Consider the following 17,984-nt stretch of genomic DNA (forward strand, 5'->3'; position numbering starts at 1 on the left):
GTGTACTAATATATTTTTTTACTTATACAAAGTAAAAAATAAAATAAACTTTTCCGTATTATTGCTGAAATAAAACTCTAATAATCTAGTAAAAAGTTAAAGAAATTAAACTCATCCTCCGACTAAAGCCTAAGGAATTTTGCGGTAATTGACCCATTACCGATTATTTATTGCCTCTAATCCCTAAAGGAAATTGCGACTTCCCCATTACCAAATTTGGCAAGCACACAAAAAGCAGGTGATGTCACCTCACCTGCCGTGTTTTCCTCATGTAGAAGCACTTCATGGTTACTTTAGAGTACTCTTAGTAGGGCTGTTCCTTTCACCTGAGCTATAGGGTGGACTTCCTACAGACCTTCTGTAACATGTTTGAGAGCGTCTAGTATACGTAAATGATGATGAATAGTTTGTGGAACTAAAGAAAAATAGGAAAAATATTGAACTTATAGCGATTATGATTTGGATGAAAAATAGGTTAGTTCAAGTTTCAAGGGCTAAAGCCCTTACTACGAGCTTTTATCTAACGTGAGTCTTTCTACTTATAAATTTTAAAAATATAAAAAAGTGCGTTACGTGCAGACAATAATAAAAATAATAAAAAGTGCAAGGAGTGAGTCGTTTACATTTTTAGTTCTATAGAGGTGGGGCAATCAAAACCTTACTTTGTCACCTGATATTTTTGGGTAACAATGCCCCTAAACCTCTGGAAGGATAGCTTTGTAGAATAAAGCTAGACAGCACCACTGTTTTTGTGAAACAAGATAGCTACTGTTTTCAAAATTAGCTTTAAATCGTATAGCAAGCTCCAGTTTTTTTGGTATTGCAAATCCAGACGAATTACATCCTCGAATTTACGTACAGTAGATCGTCCATTGACTTGCCATTCTCCAGTCATACCCGGTTTTACATCTAAACGTTGCCATTCTGGTACTTCGTAGCGTTCGACTTCATCGGGTGTGGGTGGTCTTGTACCGACTAAACTCATTTCTCCTTTTAAAACATTCCAAAACTGTGGTAGTTCGTCTAAACTTGTACGCCGCAGAAAGCGTCCGATTTTTGTAATTCTGGGATCATTGTCAATTTTGAAAAATGCCCCTTGTACTTGGTTATGTTTTGCCAATTCGGCTTTTCTAGCTTCAGCATCAACATACATGGAGCGGAATTTCCAAATCCGAAAGCGTTTACCCATCCAACCACAGCGAACTTGACTGAAGAAAATTGGACCGGGATCGTCTATTGCGATCGCAACAGCAATAGGAATAAACAAAACTGCTACAATAACTAAACCTACTAATGCCCCAACAATATCTATTAACCGTTTCATCCAAGAACGAACAGAAGGATGTGTAGTTGGTAGCTGTTCTTCGAGTTGGTTCTTAGAAGGTACTGGCAGCGAGTCACTTGACTCAATGAAAAAAACCTTTTCCAGCCCTGTAAGATTAAGTACAGCCATGACTTGGGGAGTCACATTCCGCAGTATAAATTCTATTCCTCTATCTTGAGCAATTTTAAAATTACTTACCAAAGCGCCTAAACCACTACTATCCATGAAAGTAGTTTGCTGAAAGTCAATGATGATTTTCTGAGGGATTGGGTTTGCTTGGGTGATATTTTGGCAAGTTTGCTTAAAGGCTACCGCCTCTAGCACGCTTAATCGCTCTGATACTTGTACTATCGCCGTGTCATGTAAGAACATCACTGGAAAATCTACCTCTTGGGGTTGGCTAATCATGAAACCCTGCACTTTCATTGCCATGTCAGTCAATGTAATATGCCAAACATTAGTTGGTTTTAGTGAATCACTTAAGCTGAGATGCGATTAGTTCAAATCATAACTAATCGCCAGTAGTCCGCTACCCAGATTATGAACGGATTGAAACTAGAGAAAAGATCAAAGGATAGTAACCCCTTTACTTTTGCTCCATGCGTGAAAGTTTCTTTTCCGGACAGCTAGTTACTGGAGTTGAAATTGGAGACTGCCAGTAAGGTTCACAATAGAACAAGAAGTTCAGAAACATCCTTGCTTTTGTGCGGAAAGGGCACATACGCCTTTTTATCATCAAATGACTACTAAAATTGGTATTACACCCATAGCACGCCTGGTAGAGGTCTTTTCCGCTATTCAAGGGGAAGGACTGAATGTCGGGACACGTCAGATTTTTATTCGCTTTGCTTTTTGTGATTTGCGCTGTCATTTCTGTGATAGCGCTCATACTTGGAATGCACCCACTACCTGTAGGATAGAGCGATCGCCAGGAAAACGCGATTTTGAAATTCACTCAAATCCTGTTCCTTTACCTATATTACTCGAATGGATCGAGCGGCAAAATATACCTTCTTTACACGATAGCATTAGCTTGACTGGTGGCGAACCTCTTCTTCATGCTGCATTTCTGGTGGAATTTTTACCACAATTACGTAATATTACTGCTTTACCTATATATTTAGAGACAAGCGGTCATCGTCCAGAACAGTTGGCAATGATTTTGCCCTATTTAGACTCTGTGGGTATGGATTTGAAACTACCTAGCACTAGTGGCGAAAATCGTTGGCAAGAACACGCTAAATTTCTCCAACTCTGTTACGAATCACAAGTAGAAGTTTTTGTCAAAATCATCATTTCTGAACAAACAGATCCTGCTGAGTTGGAACGTTCTGCTTCATTAGTCGCACAGGTAAGCCCATCAATTCCAGTGTTTTTACAACCTGTCACACCTTTACCCGCTTCTGAACAATTGACCGAAAATCCAGTGCTTGCCCCTTCTCCAGATCAGGTATTGATGTGGCAAGCTTTGATGAAGCGTTTTGTGAAGCAAGTGCGGGTTATACCTCAGACGCATAAGATGCTAAATCAGCTTTAGAATTTAGTAGATAGTGGTTCGTTACTAACCACTATCTACTAACTATTAGCGTTATTTTATAAAGACAAAAGCAAGAATAAGTAAAGATTGTAAAATTTTGATGTAAAAAAGTGTACTTAGTTTGACAGTTAACCTAGTCTTAATACGGAAGTCTAATGCTGAAAAACAGTAATATTTTGAATCTTAGCAATGGTTCGATTCAGACATTGGCTTTTCATAGTTGCCTGTTCACTTGCGGTAAGTGTTACAGGATATGCAACATCTGCTTATGGTATCTCATTCAGCGATACCTTAACTATTCCGGGTAGAAGTACTGATTTATACCCCTTTGCTGGTAACAGTGCCAATCAAAACCGCCTGGGATTTTTCTCAGATTTGTACTACGATCGCGTCAATAATATTTACTACGCTTTGAGCGATCGCGGCCCTGGCGGCGGTGTCATCCCCTACGAGACACGCGTACAAAAATTTACCGTTGATGTTAACCCAATCACAGGGAAAATCAGAAAATTTAAAATCCTACAGACAATTGTCTTCAAAAAAGATGGTCAAACCTTCAATGGTTTAAACCCAGAATTACTCAACGGCGATAAAGCTGTTCTTGGGCAGAGTTTTGATCCAGAGGGTTTTGCTGTTGCTCCCAATGGCAATTTTTACGTTTCCGATGAATACGGGCCTTCTGTATATGAATTTACTCCCAATGGTTCCTTTGTACGAGCATTTGTGATTCCAGATAATATAATTCCTAAAGCTGGAAGCTCTCTCAACTACGTCGATGGCCGTCCAACCATTACGAGTGGACGTCAAGATAATCGTGGTTTTGAGGGATTAACTATCAGTCCAAATGGCAAAAAGTTATTTGCCATGCTGCAAGCCCCATTAGTGAATGAAGGCGTAGATAATAACGGCAGGAACGACGGACGCTACAGTCGTAATTTACGCTTGGTAGAATTTGATATAGCTACTGGCGAAAGTACGGCTCAGTACATTTATCAACTAGAAAGCTTAACAGATATCAACGATCGCATCCCTGGTACTGACGATGATTTTGGACAAAATGCCCAAGGTCGGAATATCGGCATCAGTGCCATTACCGCTCTTAATGATAAAGAATTCTTGGTATTGGAAAGAGACAATCGCGGGTTTGGAGTAGACGTGCTGAATGATTTGGTCGATGATCCCACTGATATCCCCAATCCTGTTGCTAGCAAGCGCATTTACAAGATTAGCTTGGTCGGTGCAACTGACGTTAGTGGCATTAATCTAACAGGTACTAACACACTGCCAGAGGGTGTAAACCCAGTTAGTAAAACTCTCTTTTTCGACATCGCACAAGCTTTGAATCCTGAGAATTCCGGAGATTGGACAAAGATCCCAGAAAAGATGGAGGGACTAACAATTGGCCCCAAACTCAGAAATGGTTCCTATGCACTGCTAGTTGGTACTGATAATGACTATAGCGTCACACAGAATGATGATGACGTACAATTTGACGTTTGCAGCAATCAGGACGGTACTAGCGTCAGTAAAGTACCTATTGACAGTTATTGTCCAAGAGGTCAAAGGTTAGTTCCCGGCTTCCTCTACTCATTTAGGGTAAATGCTGCTGAACTAGGTAATTTCGAGAAAGCTGAGACTACACCAACATCAACTCCAACTGCTGGGTTAGTAGCGTTGGGGTTAGCTGGTTTCTGGTTGAAGCGGCAAACTGATTAACTCGTTAAGGTGAATAGGCAGATAGGAAGATAGGGGAAGATAGAATATTCTCATACCTTCTGCCTTCTGCCTTCTGCCTTCTGCCTTTTGCCTTCTGCCTTTTGCCTTCTGCCTTCTGCCTTCTGCCTTCTGCCTTCTGCCTTCTGCCTTCTGCCTTCTGCTAATATATCCCTTCATCCACAGTAGTCTTAGATTTTGCTTTGACTTTATTGGCACTGCGTTTGAGGGCGGAGAGTCGTGCTTCGTATTTAGAACGTTGGCGCTTGCTAGGAGTCATGTCAATTAAGGTTTTTAAAGCGCTACCTAAACTTTTATAAGCGTTGGGAAGACTATAACCAAAACGAGTTGCTAAAGCGATCGCTTTTTCATCAGCTTCAATAAATTCTTTAAGTTGCTTTTCCCCATTGTTTTTTTGATAAAGCCGCCAACCAGAAACTCCGCACAGCGCCAAAGCTAATATCAGCAATAAAGCATCCTGTACCCACAATTCGCCAACAGCGCCACCTAAACCAATTGCTAAGGCTGCCATTTCCCAACCATCTTTGGGAATGGTGTCATTTTGGATGCGGGCCACTTCGTGCCAGAACAGTAAATTGCGCTGATCCATTGCCAGCGTATCCCATTTTACCAAGTCAATTTGAATTTCTACTTGGTCTTTGCCAATTTCTTCGCAACGGATCAGGGGTGGATTTACCTCTGTTGTACCTTCAACAGTTACCCAACTTTGTAATTCTGGTGGTAGCAAACCCTTCAGACGCCGGAGTTCACTCATTTCTGCTTTAGCAGAGGAGGTTGCATAAGAAGTCATAATATCCAACCCTAGAAAACTTTCAGTATATTGAGCGTATCACTTTGGAGTATAGCTATTTCATTACTAATTCGCCTCATTCGTTCGGGAAACTTCCCCGCTTTTTACGGGCTTCCATCGCTTTCTCCAACAGGTCTAGCAATCCTGGGGCTTCTTCTTGAATACTTAATAAAATTCTTTCTCCTAGTTCTACGTTACCTGGATCTTGACCTGTTTCCATCACCGCTTGCAGCCGGGGTATGGCGACATTATCAACAAGCTGAATTAAACCACTCAAACAACGGTTAAACTGTTTTTCTGTAAGAATCGAATCTTCTAAGGGAAACTCTATGATGGCACGAATTTCACCATCGGATGGATCATATTCCCATTGCAGCATTTTAGTTTCCCAAGAAATCGCTAGCATGGTTTGGAGAATGGCTGCTTTGTGGGGATGCTCTTGTACTCCTGCCAGAACCTGTGGTGCAAATAATCGAAAAAACCTTCCATCCTCATCTAATTGAACAACAATTAAAAAGTCTTCGACATTATCACTTTCTACACCTGTGATAATACGCTCTTCTTCTTCATCTACACGATAATCCCAACCAAGGTTATCTAAGTAATTGGCAATCTGTACCAGATCAGCAGCCATAAAAGCCTCATTGTAAACGGTAAAACCGCTGTTGTCAGGCCTAGTTTAACCTGCTAGCACATGGGTATAGCGTGGAAACGCTACGTTTTATATTATGTTTAACTGTTAATTAAATTACAGTTAATCTCTGTAAATATAGTACAGCATTTCTAAATCATTCGTGAGAGGCAAGATCCCCGACTTCGCAAGAGTTGTCGGGGATATGAGTCTTGCAATTCTCACTTTTGCAGATAAGATTGCTATATTCATTTTGAATTTACGCCTAATGTGAATTAAAACTATGGCAACAATCATGTTTTTGAAAGTCGTAGACACGCAAAGGCGTCTACATTGGTGTATCACCCCGCCCTTGGGGGCGTCTACGTTAACCAAAATCAAACTCTGGACAATTGCCAAAAAACCTTATATTACTTCTTCAATTCACAGTCTTACGAAATTTACATATTACTATCTAGCAATTTGAATCTTGGTGATTTTTCGTCAGAGTAGGATGCTAAGAACGCCAAGAAAATAAAAAGATAATTTCACGAATCACTTAGGAATACTATTGCTTTTAAGCAAGATTATGAATCTTTTGAATTATTCCACTTTCTACCTGATTAATTGCCGACATAATTCCATTTTCTGAATTATTTAGCAAAGATAATTTGACTTGCTGTAAATAATCATAAATGGCATCTCGCAAGATTGGTTTTTCTACAGCTACTGTATGGTGATAATCCCATAAATCCCAAATAATAATCCCAACACCCACAATTGGATCTAGTAACTCTGCACCTAATTTTGCAGCTACTGTACTACCAGTCTTGGCAGCCATTTTGGCACCAGCTTTGCCAGCAAAGGATGTCACTACTTTACTGCCTACTTTTGTCACGGTGGGGATCATTGCTTTCGTAAGTAAATAAGCACTACCTCCAGTTAAAACCTTTAAAGATAAATTAGATATATTGCCCTCTGTATCATTAATAGTAATCGCAACATCACCTAGATAACGCTCCCAATCTGCTTGAGGAATCTTGTAACTACTTTGGATATCAGCAATATTTTGACTCAACTGAGCGACATATAAATCTATAGTCTCCTTGGTGATATTTTCTAATTCCAGTTGGGCAACTTTAGGTCTAAGAACGCGTTTAGCAAATTCTGTTTGAAAATTCTCTGTTAATTTTTCGGCAACTGCTTGTGCAGGAGAGGGATGATTGGCATTTTTCCAGTGGGCTACAGTTGAAGTTAACCACACAAATGGAGTACTAAATTCCAGCTTTTTTTGATTGAAGTAATTAAAATACCAATCCAAAAAACTATCATCAACGCGAGTCATTAACTCATCAACCCACGCATCTAATTTTGTAGCAGCAAATCTCTGAGATTGAGAATGGGCGTTTGTAATTGCAGTTGCGATCGCACCTTCCATTCCTGTGGGCGGAGCTTTTTTCTCAACAATCACTATATTGTCTTTTGTAGGCTGAGTCATTACACGCTCTTGTGCCGATGAACCTGCTATTAAAAATTTACCTAGCAACGGAATCAGCACAATCATAATCACAGCTACCCAAACATAAGGAGTTACAGACTTAATAAATTCACTCCAGGCACGAATGCGATCCGTTATATGGATGTAGGCAACTTTTTCCTTTGTTTCCTGGGGCTTGTTTTCGGTATTGTTTCCAGGTATTGATGAGTTTGGAGAAGATTTGGACTCGAAAACATGCTGTTGTTCTTGGTTCATAGTATGTTTTTAACTGAATCTAAACAGCGCAGTGTGGCAGAAATAAATATGCACTTGAAAAAGCATAAAAAGCGAAATAGGTTTTCTTCCCTTGTGCCATCTGCCTCCAGCATAGCTGCCTTCTTATAGCTTCCTCCACCCGTAAGTTTAGCTAATTTAATTAACAAACTATGTCTGTTCAGCTTATTTCAGAATCAAAATGCTTTGATGGCAAACTCGGCTTTTATCGCCATCACTCCTTTAGCTGCAATGGTGAAATGCGTTTTGCTGTTTACCAACCACCAGAGGCAAGTTATGAACCAGTACCTGTTCTTTATTTCCTCTCTGGTTTGACTTGTACAGAAGAAAACTTTATGGCAAAGGCGGGGGCGCAGCGCTTTGCAGCAAAGTATGGCTTAATGTTAGTAGTACCAGACACTAGTCCTCGCAACACTGGAATTCCTGGTGAAGATGACGACTGGGACTTTGGCACAGGTGCAGGCTTCTACGTTGACGCTACAGTTGAACCTTGGGCTTCGCATTACCGCATGTATAGTTATATCGTTGATGAACTACCTGTTGTTATTGCCGAAAATTTTCTTGTTCTCACAGAAAGAAAAAGCATTTTTGGTCATTCTATGGGCGGACATGGGGCGTTGATTTGTGCAATGCGAAATCCTCAACAATATCGATCTGTGTCCGCTTTTGCACCGATCACTGCACCAATGCGTTGTCCTTGGGGACAAAAAGCTTTCAGCCGCTATTTAGGTGAGGATCAAAAAACTTGGTGTGAATATGATGCTAGTGAGTTAGTCAAGCAAGTTGGATACCACAGTCAGATTCTGATAGATCAAGGCACTGCTGATAAATTTTTAGCAGAACAATTACTTGTGGATGCATTTGAACAAGCTTGTATAGAAGTAGATCAACCTTTGAATTTGCGTTATCAAGAAGGCTACGACCACAGTTATTACTTTATTGCCTCTTTTATTGAAGATCACATTCGTCATCATGCGATCGCGCTATTACAATAGAGCAGCAGGCAAAAGGCTTATCAGATAAGCTTTTGCCTTTTAAATCTCAAAGTTCAGACGATAGAGATGTGAATACTTTAAATAGTTGCTTAGTCAACTGTAACTTTATCTATTTACTAATGTACTTGTAAACTCTATTTAACATTGATGAGTGTAAAACTATATTAACTAATTTTTTTGCCATTAGTTGATCTAAGTGCAAATTTGGGTACCTATTTTATGGTATAATATGCGGTAATTTAATAAAAAGTAATTTTTGTCTATAATTTCTTAACTAAAATTTTATCTTAATTTATAAATACAAAAGTCAAAAATCACTGAATCTATATTTTTTTATAGCTTTACTAGGGCTAAATTTTCAAAAATCACTCTAACTCAAATTTGAATTAATAAATCAAAAGAAATTTATTTTTATTTAATAATTGCACTTAAATTTTTTTAGATTTTGATTTTCTGAGAGTTTTTATCCCTAAATGTTTGGAAAAGTTGACTTTGAACTTCTCAGAATTAGAGGATGTTTAAATAAAACTTAAAATTATCAAAAATAATTTAAAATACTGTCAATAAAATTGAAGTATCACGGCGTGAAAATCGACAAAAAAAGTAGGATGATTTAATTGAAGTTAAAAAGTAAAAGCAAGACACTTGTATAAGGGTTTTTGTCGATAAACCACTGTATCGCCAGAGAGCAACCAGCAAAAAAGCGACGAAAAAAAGGTTCCGCAGTAATCAGTTAACAGTGACCAGTGATCAGGATTTCCTATTAAAAGATTCCGGATGACTCATTGAAATAGTCGCCTTAGTTGTCGTAATTGACTAGTAAACTGACAAAACCAAACAAACAACAATTATGATTAAAAGCATTGCAAAGACCGCAGCGCTTCGCTTGAGTGAAAAATTGCCTTTGCCGCTACGACGCTTGGCAGATTTGGCTTATAATTATTGGTGGTCGTGGACTAGCGATCGCATCGCTTTATTTCAAACCATCGATCCCCAAGAATGGGAACGTTGCGGACACAACCCAGTTGCAATATTAGAATCAGCAACCTACGAACGCCTCACCCAGCTTGCAGAAGACCCGTTTTACCTCAAGCAAATTTCTGCCCTCGCCAAAGAATTCGACGAATACATGGCCCAAAGAGATACTTGGGTTAGCCGAGTTGCACCACAAGTTTCAATCGAACATCCCATCGCTTACTTTTGCGCCGAATTTGGCATTCATGAATCTTTACCAGTTTACTCTGGTGGTTTGGGTATTCTTGCAGGCGACCATCTCAAATCTTCGTCAGACTTGGGCGTACCAATGGTTGCTGTTGGCTTGCTGTATCGTCAAGGTTACTTCCGCCAACGCTTGAACCGTAGTGGCTGGCAGGAAGATTATTACGTGGACAATCCCTTCCACCGTATGCCCATAGAACTAATCAAAAACGAACAAGGGCAACCCCTCACCATCGAATTAGAAATTCGCCAGCGGCGGGTAAAAGTACAAATTTGGCAAGTACAAGTCGGGCGAGTCACCCTTTATCTTTTAGATAGCGATCGCGACGACAACGATCCCATCGACCGTTGGTTAACTGGACACCTCTACGGCGGTAATCAAGAAACCCGCATTGCCCAAGAAGTAGTTCTAGGAATCGGTGGTGTCCGTGCCTTAACTGCTTTAGGAATCCAACCATCCGTCTACCACCTCAACGAAGGACACGCCGCCTTCTGCACCTTGGAAATTTCCCGCCAAGAAATTCAACGCACCAACAAATCCTTCTACGATATTGAAGCAGATGTACGCAAACGGTGTGTCTTCACCACCCATACACCCGTTCCCGCCGGACATGATGTCTTCTCGCCAGATTTAATAGACTCCTTCTTTGCCCACTACTGGCCCCAACTACGCCTTTCTCGCGAACAATTCTTGGCATTAGGCGCACGCCGACTAGGTGATCCTTGGGAACCCTTTGGCATGACAGTTTTAGCATTGCGGATGTGTCGCACCTCTAACGGCGTCAGTGAGTTACACGGACGAATTTCCCGCCAGATGTGGACAGTCATGTATCCTAATCGATCTGAAGATAACGTCCCCATCGGCTACATTACCAACGGAGTCCATGCCCCAACTTGGACTGCTCCCTTAATAGCAGAATTATACAGTCAGTATTTAGGATCTGATTGGAAAACCCGGGCAGTTGACCCCAAAATGTGGGAGAAAGTAGACGACATTCCTAACGAAGAACTGTGGTGGCGACACCAAATCCTCAAAGAAAGACTTGTTGCTCACACCCGCTATAAAGTTAAGAAAGCTAGAGAAGGACGAGGCGAAGAATACGAAAGAATTCAAGCCACCGATAACCTCCTAGATCCCCAAGCACTCACCATCGGATTTGCCAGACGTTTTTCACCATACAAACGCGGTCATTTACTCCTGCGTGACACCGAACGCGCCTTAAGAATTTTTGGTAACATAGATCGCCCCGTACAAATTATCTTCGCTGGCAAAGCACACCCCGCCGATGAAGAAGGCAAGCGAATTATTCAACGCTTGATGGAGTGGTGCAAACATCCAGCCCTTACCAACCGCGTTGCTTTCATCGAAGACTACGACATCTACACCGCCCAAAAACTCGTCCAAGGCGTCGATGTCTGGTTAAACAACCCCCGTCGTCCCCTGGAAGCATCCGGTACAAGCGGGCAAAAAGTCTGCTTCAACGGTGGTATCAATTGCAGCGTCCTCGATGGCTGGTGGTGCGAAGGCTATCAAGCCGACGCCAACGGTAAAGGCATCAACGGTTGGGCGATCGGCGAAGATGCTCACACCAGCGATCAAGAACTACAAGACCGCATTGATTCCGAATCACTGTATCAACTATTAGAAGAAGAAATCACCCCCCTCTACTACAACCAGGATGCTAACGGTATTCCTCACGGTTGGATACAGATGATGAAGGCTTCCATTAAAACCAATGCACCATTGTTTAACACCGATCGCATGATTGCTGACTACGTTTCCCAAGTGTACGTCCCCGAAATTGCTGTCACAGTACCACCGATTCTAGCCAAAGTATTGGTATAAGAATTAATGAACCAGCAAGACTCTAAGCCAATACGCTTGGTGTTAGAGCTAAAAACCTAATTTTGTGTAGGTTGGATTGAGGAACGTAGACACACCCTGCGCGGCTTAAGGTAGGGTAAACCGACATTCTCGCCGCTTTGTTGGGTTTCGCTCACGCTCTACCCAACTTACTATCATCCTTAACTGAACCGTATTAACGTGAGTTCGATGCACATGAAATGACCCCTCCCCCAACCCCTTCCCTACAAGGAGAGGGGCAATAATAAGCCTATTTTTATGTTGTTCCTCCCTCGCCTAAAAGGAGAGGGAGGTAGGGAGGGAGAGGTTCGTCGAACTCACATCGTAATTAGACTCAAAGGCACTAAGAAATCTTGGTGTCTTTCTTTATTGGCGTACAAAATCATAATTCAATATCGTCCACCCATTCCCCAACCAAGTGTGATTCACCACAAACCCACTATTTGTCTTAGTTCTTCCATATCTAAATAATCACTTGCAAAAGCTTTCCGTAGAAGTGCATGGGGAATAAACTTGTCATACTTCTGAATTTCTGGTGCTTCTGCATCACTCAATAAATTTTCAGCCGTAATTCTTTGTTCACACAAAGAAAGAATTTCTGGATAAAGAGAGTTAACTTTTGTATTATCTAATTTAATCATCAAATAATATGGATTTACACCGCCAATGCTTTTAATTGCTAAAGATTCACGACAGAACATGTTCAGTAACCTTTCCAAAGTTCGGTAAGCCACCGTACCCATCCAAGGAAAAATGCAACACTTATCTTTAGCCAAAAGTAAAATATTTTTTTGATCTAATCCAGAACTACGTGTGAGTTCGCGAACTACACGCAAACGCTTCATCGCGTTACTTTGCAAATAAGGATATTCTATATCTTCAACTAAAACTTGTCGCATTCTTTGGAGAATACGTGTATGAATCGTACCGCTACCACCAGGCCAAAAAATACTTGCTTGCCCTTCAACTTGCTTCACTAAAATAATCTTCTTTTTAAAATCAACTTCTACAACTTCCCAAGTTTTCCCTGCCAAAGCAAATTGATTACCTACAGGCGGCGGCAGAGATATACTACCAATTTCTGTCGCTCCTTGCTTAACCACAAACTCCTCATTGTCTGGGAAGACTGCATAAAATTGGAACTTACTCACCACTCTTTCACCAGCCAAACCCAAAATGAGTTTTCCCTCCTCAGTCAATTGCAGATGATTGATATCAATTAAATACCGTAGTAATAACTTCAAATCATCTTTAGATACAGCAGCAAACACAGGCAAACTCAAGACTTTTTGAGCAAGAGCAGCTGGTGAAATTTCACCAACTGCTACTAAAATACTCATAGTTTGGTGATACAACAAACTAAAAGGATATCTCACAGGCTTAATTGGCTCAATCCACTTTTCCTCCAAATAAAGTTGAATAATGGCAATACACTGTAACAATTGCCAAGGAATTTGTTCCGGTAGAGATGCCTCTGATAACACTTCATTTTCAGCGCAAACAAAGCGCATATCAGCAGCTTCACCTCTTCTCCCTGTACGTCCCAAACGTTGTAAAAAACTCGCTACAGAAAGCGGCGCTTCTAACTGAATCACCCGCTCAAGATAACCAATATCTATACCTAATTCTAAAGTCAAAGTCGCAGCAGTCACGGCAGGTCGATTTGGTTCCCGCATAGCACTTTCTGCAACTTGTCGCAAGCTAGCAGATATACTGCCATGATGTACATGATATATATCCGCTTCCCCTTCCTTCATAGCAACTTTTCGCAAAGAAGCAATCACCGCTTCAGTTTGCGACTTATTATTAGCAAAAATCAAACACTTACGATTCTTACTCAAATTAAAAATATATCTTTCATAAACACCAATATCAAACTTACCCTCTCTCCCCTCTCTTCTCTGTGCGCTCTCTGCGTCTCTGCGGTTCTTTTTTCCCCAAAACTCATCATCAACGCCAACAAAAAAATGCTCCACAGCCAACCTAACTTGCCTATTTCCCCCCTCAATCTTCGGCGTAATCACCGACTTTTTACTCCCAGAACACAACCACTCCTCAGCCAATGCATAATCACCAAGAGTAGCCGATAAACCAATTCTTCGAGGTTGCTTTTGCGTCAAATCTTCCAACCTAGCCAACTGACAAAGAATCTGACAACCCCTTTCCGTTCCCATAAAAGCATGAATTTCATCAATGACAACAAATCGTAAATCACCAAACAAACGCTTGATGTCATGATATTTATTAATTAATAAACTTTCTAAAGATTCCGGTGTGATTTGCAGGATACCTCGAGGATTTTTGAGCAGCTTATTTTTATGACTTTGAGAAACATCACCATGCCAATACCAAACAGGAATGTCTGCTTCTTTGAGTAAACCATGCAAACGTTCAAATTGATCATTAATTAAAGCTTTGATTGGGCCAATATATAATGCACCAATCGTACTTGATGGATTTTCATGTAATAAAGTCAAAACTGGTAAAAACGCTGCTTCTGTTTTTCCAGCAGCGGTAGCAGCCGCAATTAATAGATGAGCATCTGTATCAAAAATGACTTGACATGCCGCTATTTGAACTGGGCGTAATTCCGTCCAGTTGTGATTGTAAATATATTCTTGAATAAAGGGTGCGAGTCGGGAAAAGGTGTATAGGTTATTTTTGTCTACATGTATTGGTTGTGGCATTTAGAAAAGGTTTAATACTCAAAATTTTGATCAAGTATAGCTGTTGAGTATAAAAATAGGTGAAGTTTCACTTGACTAGTAAGCCTTAATAACAGAGTGAATCTATGAAGCAACCGAAAATTGAGATAGCAACAGAACCACAGCCTCATGAAGTTGAATTTGTCCTACAGCAGATTATTAAATTCAATAGCAGTCGTGCTAGTGAGGGTAACTACAAGCACTTAGTAATCTTTCTGCGAGATTCAGATGATCATATAGTGGGTGGATTAATTGGAGAAACATATTGGCAGTGGTTGTATGTTGATGTGTTATGGGTACATGAGTTGTTTCGTGGGGAAGGTTATGGTGACATTCTTTTAGCCACTGCGGAACAAGAAGCTGTGAAGCGAGGTTGTCAATATGCGTATTTGGATACATTCAGTTTTCAAGCTCCAGAATTCTATCGGAAACGTGGATATGTCGTGTTTGGTGAGTTACCTAACTTTCCACAAGGTTATAGCCGTTTTTTTCTGAAGAAGGAGTTACAGTAAATTATTTAATACACTCCATCAGGGACTTCCAAATAAAAAAATATCCAATTCTATACCCCTATACCCGTGTTTCTTCAGAGATTACCTGCAACAAATACCTTTTCTGTGGCGATCGCTAATTCTGGCAAAGTCCGCGATTCAATCTTCTGGCTACCTGTAAATACTGTTTCTTCGTACAGTCCTTCTTCCAGTAATAATACTGAAATTTTTGTCTCTAAGGGATCTACAATCCAATACTCTGGTACTTCTAGGGCAGCATATTCAGAACGCTTGTAGCGATAGTCCCGTTTTACTGATTCTGGACTGACTATCTCTACGATTAATAGCGGTGGCGTCTGAAATACTGCTGACACATTCATCAATTCCTTTGCTTGTTCTATCGTCACCACGCACAAGTCAGTCAACCGAGATTTATTTCTACCTGTTCTGACTCCAGCTTCTCGCAAGCATAGCCAAGGTAAACCCAACCGCTTAATTTCTGCATCTAGCACTTGCTCTAACAGTTTAGCAATCAGAAAATGTTCAATTGTAGGTGGGTTCATCAGTTCTAGAGAGCCATCCACCAATTCGTAATGGCAGCCAGTGCCATCATCATAGGTTAGGTATTCCTCAAAGGTGAGCTTAGTTGCTGGTGTAGTGACCATCCCGATTGATTTCTAGACGGTATTTATATCCTAACCTGAAAATATTTATGCTAGTTTGAGAACTACCGTGAACACTGAGTCATCTTCTTTACTAGTTAAAGATATCGGCGAACAAGGACTTTTACAAATTTTGCAACGCTTCTGTCCTACGGAAATTATTGGGGACGATGCAGCAGTAATTGCTACTGAGCTAGAGCAATCTTTAGTGGTAACTACTGATGTCTTAGTGGACAAAATTCACTTTAGTGAACTTACTACGTCAGCAGTTGATGTTGGTTGGCGGGCTGCTGCTGCTAATTTATCAGACCTGGCGGCGATGGGTGCTTCTCCCTTGGGAATTACTGTCGGGCTGGGACTGCCTGGTGATGTTTCTGTGAGTTGGGTAGAACAAATGTATGTAGGTATGACACAATGCCTACAACAATACAATACTCCAATTGTGGGTGGGGATGTAGTGCGATCGCCAGTAATTACCATTGCCATTACTGCTTTTGGTCAAGCTTACCCCCAGCGGATTATCCGCCGTAATCAAGCTCAAGTGGGAGATACGATCATCGTTACTGGTGTTCATGGTGCGTCCCGGGCTGGCTTAGAATTGCTCTTGCATCCTGAAAAGGGAGAAAACCTTAGCCCAGAAGAAACAAAGGCTTTAATCAGCGCTCACCAGCGCCCACAACCCCGATTAGATGTCTTACCCATCCTCTGGCAAATTCTTGGTTCTTCTCAATTTGCGATCGCTGGGATGGACAGCAGCGACGGTTTAGCAGATGCGCTAGTACAAATTTGCCGTGCTAGTAATGTCGGGGCTGTAGTAGAACGTACACAAATTCCTTTGCCACCAGCTTTTGTTCACTGGCTAACCAAAGAACAAGCCTTAGAGTATAGCCTCTACGGTGGTGAAGATTTTGAATTGGTGTTGTGCTTACCAAAAGAGCCAGCTTATAAATTAGTACAAATACTTGGTCAGGGTGCTGCTGCGATTGGAAAAATCACAAACGGCTCAACCGTAGTATTACATGACCAAAAACAAGAATTCCCCGACCAAGTTTTGACTTTCAGTCAGGGATTTCAGCATTTTAGTTAGTGGTTGCTAGTTGATTGTTGGTTGTTAATTCTTCCAAACAACAAACAACCACCAACAAACAACAAAGCTAATTACTTCCACTTCTCGGCTACTAATTCTGCCAAGTCAAGAACGCGTTGGCTGTAACCCCATTCGTTGTCGTACCATGCCATGACTTTAACCATGTCGCCACCCATGACCATTGTCAAGCTGGCATCAACAATGGAAGAGGCATCAGTACCTTGATAGTCAGAGGATACCAATTGTAGTTCACTGTAATCTAAGATGCCTTTTAGCTCGTTTTCAGAAGCTTGTTTCAGGGCTGCGTTGACTTCTTCAGCAATGGTTTGTTTTTCCACTTGTACCACGAAATCCACCATCGAAACGTTGGGGGTGGGTACACGCAATGCTACACCATTAAGCTTGCCTTTGAGTGCTGGTAGTACCAATGCTACAGCTTTTGCTGCACCGGTGGAAGTAGGCACAATATTAATTGCCGCAGCACGCGCACGGCGCAAATCCCGGTGAGAAGCGTCTAGCAGGCGCTGATCCCCTGTGTAGCTGTGGGTGGTGGTCATTGTACCTTTGATGATGCCAAATTTCTCATGTAACACTTTGGCAACGGGAGCTAAGCAGTTGGTCGTACAGCTGGCGTTACTGATGATGTGGTGTTTATCGTGATCGTAATCGTGATGGTTCACGCCAATCACAAAAGTACCATCTTCATTTTTACCAGGGGCGGTGATCAAAACCTTTTTGGCGCCAGCATTTATATGCTTCATTGCCCCTTCTTTGGCAGTAAATACCCCTGTGGCTTCGATAATTAGGTCTATTTCCCACTCTTTCCAGGGCAAGTTTTCTGGGTTGCGATCAGATACGCATTTTACGGTCTTACCGTTTGCGATGATTGAGTTATCATCGGCAGTAATTTCAACACCTTTTAACTTCCCTAGCATCGAATCATATTTGAGCAGGTGAGCGTTGGTTCTGGGATCTGAGGTGTCGTTAATAGCAACTAGGTCGATATTGCTATTCTCTCTACCCAACCAACAGCGCATAAAGTTACGACCGATGCGCCCGAAACCGTTGATAGCAACTCTAATCACAGCGTCTTGCCCTCTGTTATATATGCCTAATTAAATCTTATGGTTGACCCCGATCATATCGCAAAGGGGGGAGTATTTATAACTATAAAGTGTTAGATACCAAAAAATTAA

14 protein-coding genes are annotated in these 17,984 nt (G+C 41.2%); 6 read left to right on the forward strand and 8 right to left on the reverse strand.

Annotated features, from left to right (window positions below):
* Positions 1 to 730: 730 nt before the first annotated feature.
* Complete coding sequence (locus UYI_RS0103600; RefSeq protein ID WP_016865309.1) at positions 731 to 1,756, reverse strand: anti-sigma factor antagonist; 1,026 nt, start codon at positions 1,754 to 1,756, stop codon at positions 731 to 733.
* Between the two features lie 307 nt (positions 1,757 to 2,063).
* Here UYI_RS0103600 and UYI_RS0103605 point away from each other — a divergent pair, with 307 nt between their 5' ends.
* On the forward strand, positions 2,064 to 2,861 hold the full coding sequence (locus tag UYI_RS0103605) for a 7-carboxy-7-deazaguanine synthase QueE (RefSeq protein WP_016865310.1): 798 nt from the start codon (positions 2,064 to 2,066) through the stop codon (positions 2,859 to 2,861).
* Positions 2,862 to 3,050: 189 nt separating this feature from the next.
* Positions 3,051 to 4,577, forward strand: coding sequence for an esterase-like activity of phytase family protein (locus tag UYI_RS0103610; RefSeq protein WP_016865311.1), 1,527 nt, complete (start codon positions 3,051 to 3,053; stop codon positions 4,575 to 4,577).
* Here the strand turns inward: UYI_RS0103610 and UYI_RS36145 are convergent.
* The 4 genes from UYI_RS36145 to UYI_RS0103625 form a co-directional block, all read right to left on the reverse strand.
* Positions 4,542 to 4,754 carry a hypothetical protein gene (locus UYI_RS36145; RefSeq protein ID WP_085948345.1) on the reverse strand — a complete coding sequence of 71 codons (213 nt, stop codon included), beginning with the start codon at positions 4,752 to 4,754 and terminating at the stop codon, positions 4,542 to 4,544. The two genes, UYI_RS0103610 and UYI_RS36145, sit on opposite strands and share 36 nt — an antisense overlap.
* On the reverse strand, positions 4,738 to 5,385 hold the full coding sequence (locus tag UYI_RS0103615; RefSeq protein WP_009460181.1) for a DUF3318 domain-containing protein: 648 nt from the start codon (positions 5,383 to 5,385) through the stop codon (positions 4,738 to 4,740). Before UYI_RS0103615 ends, UYI_RS36145 begins: the two co-directional genes overlap by 17 nt.
* Before the next feature lie 76 nt (positions 5,386 to 5,461).
* The gene (locus UYI_RS0103620; protein WP_016865312.1) at positions 5,462 to 6,019 is read right to left on the reverse strand and encodes a type III secretion system chaperone family protein; all 558 of its coding nucleotides are present in this window, start codon (positions 6,017 to 6,019) and stop codon (positions 5,462 to 5,464) included.
* Between the two features lie 553 nt (positions 6,020 to 6,572).
* Positions 6,573 to 7,748 (reverse strand): hypothetical protein, encoded by a 1,176-nt coding sequence (locus UYI_RS0103625; RefSeq protein ID WP_016865313.1) that lies wholly within the window; start codon positions 7,746 to 7,748, stop codon positions 6,573 to 6,575.
* 170 nt (positions 7,749 to 7,918) lie between these two features.
* On the opposite strand from UYI_RS0103625, the gene fghA reads away from it, so the two are divergent.
* Positions 7,919 to 8,761 (forward strand): S-formylglutathione hydrolase, encoded by an 843-nt coding sequence (gene fghA, locus UYI_RS0103630; RefSeq protein WP_016865314.1) that lies wholly within the window; start codon positions 7,919 to 7,921, stop codon positions 8,759 to 8,761.
* A gap of 850 nt (positions 8,762 to 9,611) precedes the next feature.
* Positions 9,612 to 11,825, forward strand: a complete 2,214-nt coding sequence (gene glgP / locus UYI_RS0103635; protein WP_016865315.1) for an alpha-glucan family phosphorylase — start codon at positions 9,612 to 9,614, stop codon at positions 11,823 to 11,825.
* A 443-nt stretch (positions 11,826 to 12,268) separates the two neighbouring features.
* On the opposite strand, the gene UYI_RS0103640 is transcribed toward glgP, so the two are convergent.
* On the reverse strand, positions 12,269 to 14,530 hold the full coding sequence (locus tag UYI_RS0103640) for a DEAD/DEAH box helicase (protein ID WP_016865316.1): 2,262 nt from the start codon (positions 14,528 to 14,530) through the stop codon (positions 12,269 to 12,271).
* 104 nt (positions 14,531 to 14,634) lie between these two features.
* Between UYI_RS0103640 and UYI_RS0103645 the strand changes: the two genes are divergently transcribed.
* Positions 14,635 to 15,060 (forward strand): GNAT family N-acetyltransferase, encoded by a 426-nt coding sequence (locus UYI_RS0103645; RefSeq protein ID WP_016865317.1) that lies wholly within the window; start codon positions 14,635 to 14,637, stop codon positions 15,058 to 15,060.
* A gap of 74 nt (positions 15,061 to 15,134) precedes the next feature.
* Here UYI_RS0103645 and UYI_RS0103650 read toward each other — a convergent pair whose 3' ends face one another.
* Positions 15,135 to 15,704: a Uma2 family endonuclease gene (locus UYI_RS0103650; protein WP_016865318.1), complete on the reverse strand. Its 570-nt coding sequence runs from the start codon at positions 15,702 to 15,704 to the stop codon at positions 15,135 to 15,137.
* A 67-nt stretch (positions 15,705 to 15,771) separates the two neighbouring features.
* Between UYI_RS0103650 and thiL the strand changes: the two genes are divergently transcribed.
* Positions 15,772 to 16,788, forward strand: coding sequence for a thiamine-phosphate kinase (gene thiL / locus UYI_RS0103655; protein ID WP_016865319.1), 1,017 nt, complete (start codon positions 15,772 to 15,774; stop codon positions 16,786 to 16,788).
* Between the two features lie 71 nt (positions 16,789 to 16,859).
* On the opposite strand, the gene UYI_RS0103660 is transcribed toward thiL, so the two are convergent.
* Positions 16,860 to 17,873, reverse strand: a complete 1,014-nt coding sequence (locus tag UYI_RS0103660) for a type I glyceraldehyde-3-phosphate dehydrogenase (RefSeq protein WP_016865320.1) — start codon at positions 17,871 to 17,873, stop codon at positions 16,860 to 16,862.
* Between the last annotated feature and the right edge of the window lie 111 nt (positions 17,874 to 17,984).

It is taken from the genome of Fischerella muscicola PCC 7414 (genome assembly GCF_000317205.1).
Taxonomy (GTDB): Bacteria; Cyanobacteriota; Cyanobacteriia; order Cyanobacteriales; family Nostocaceae; genus Fischerella; species Fischerella muscicola.

Coding starts and splice junctions, on each gene's coding strand:
- UYI_RS0103600 (WP_016865309.1), bottom strand. CDS start 1,756: ATGGCAATGAAAGTGCAGGGTTTCATGATTAGCCAACCCCAAGAGGTA.
- UYI_RS0103605 (WP_016865310.1), top strand. CDS start 2,064: ATGACTACTAAAATTGGTATTACACCCATAGCACGCCTGGTAGAGGTC.
- UYI_RS0103610 (WP_016865311.1), top strand. CDS start 3,051: ATGGTTCGATTCAGACATTGGCTTTTCATAGTTGCCTGTTCACTTGCG.
- UYI_RS36145 (WP_085948345.1), bottom strand. CDS start 4,754: ATGAAGGGATATATTAGCAGAAGGCAGAAGGCAGAAGGCAGAAGGCAG.
- UYI_RS0103615 (WP_009460181.1), bottom strand. CDS start 5,385: ATGACTTCTTATGCAACCTCCTCTGCTAAAGCAGAAATGAGTGAACTC.
- UYI_RS0103620 (WP_016865312.1), bottom strand. CDS start 6,019: ATGGCTGCTGATCTGGTACAGATTGCCAATTACTTAGATAACCTTGGT.
- UYI_RS0103625 (WP_016865313.1), bottom strand. CDS start 7,748: ATGAACCAAGAACAACAGCATGTTTTCGAGTCCAAATCTTCTCCAAAC.
- fghA (WP_016865314.1), top strand. CDS start 7,919: ATGTCTGTTCAGCTTATTTCAGAATCAAAATGCTTTGATGGCAAACTC.
- glgP (WP_016865315.1), top strand. CDS start 9,612: ATGATTAAAAGCATTGCAAAGACCGCAGCGCTTCGCTTGAGTGAAAAA.
- UYI_RS0103640 (WP_016865316.1), bottom strand. CDS start 14,530: ATGCCACAACCAATACATGTAGACAAAAATAACCTATACACCTTTTCC.
- UYI_RS0103645 (WP_016865317.1), top strand. CDS start 14,635: ATGAAGCAACCGAAAATTGAGATAGCAACAGAACCACAGCCTCATGAA.
- UYI_RS0103650 (WP_016865318.1), bottom strand. CDS start 15,704: ATGGTCACTACACCAGCAACTAAGCTCACCTTTGAGGAATACCTAACC.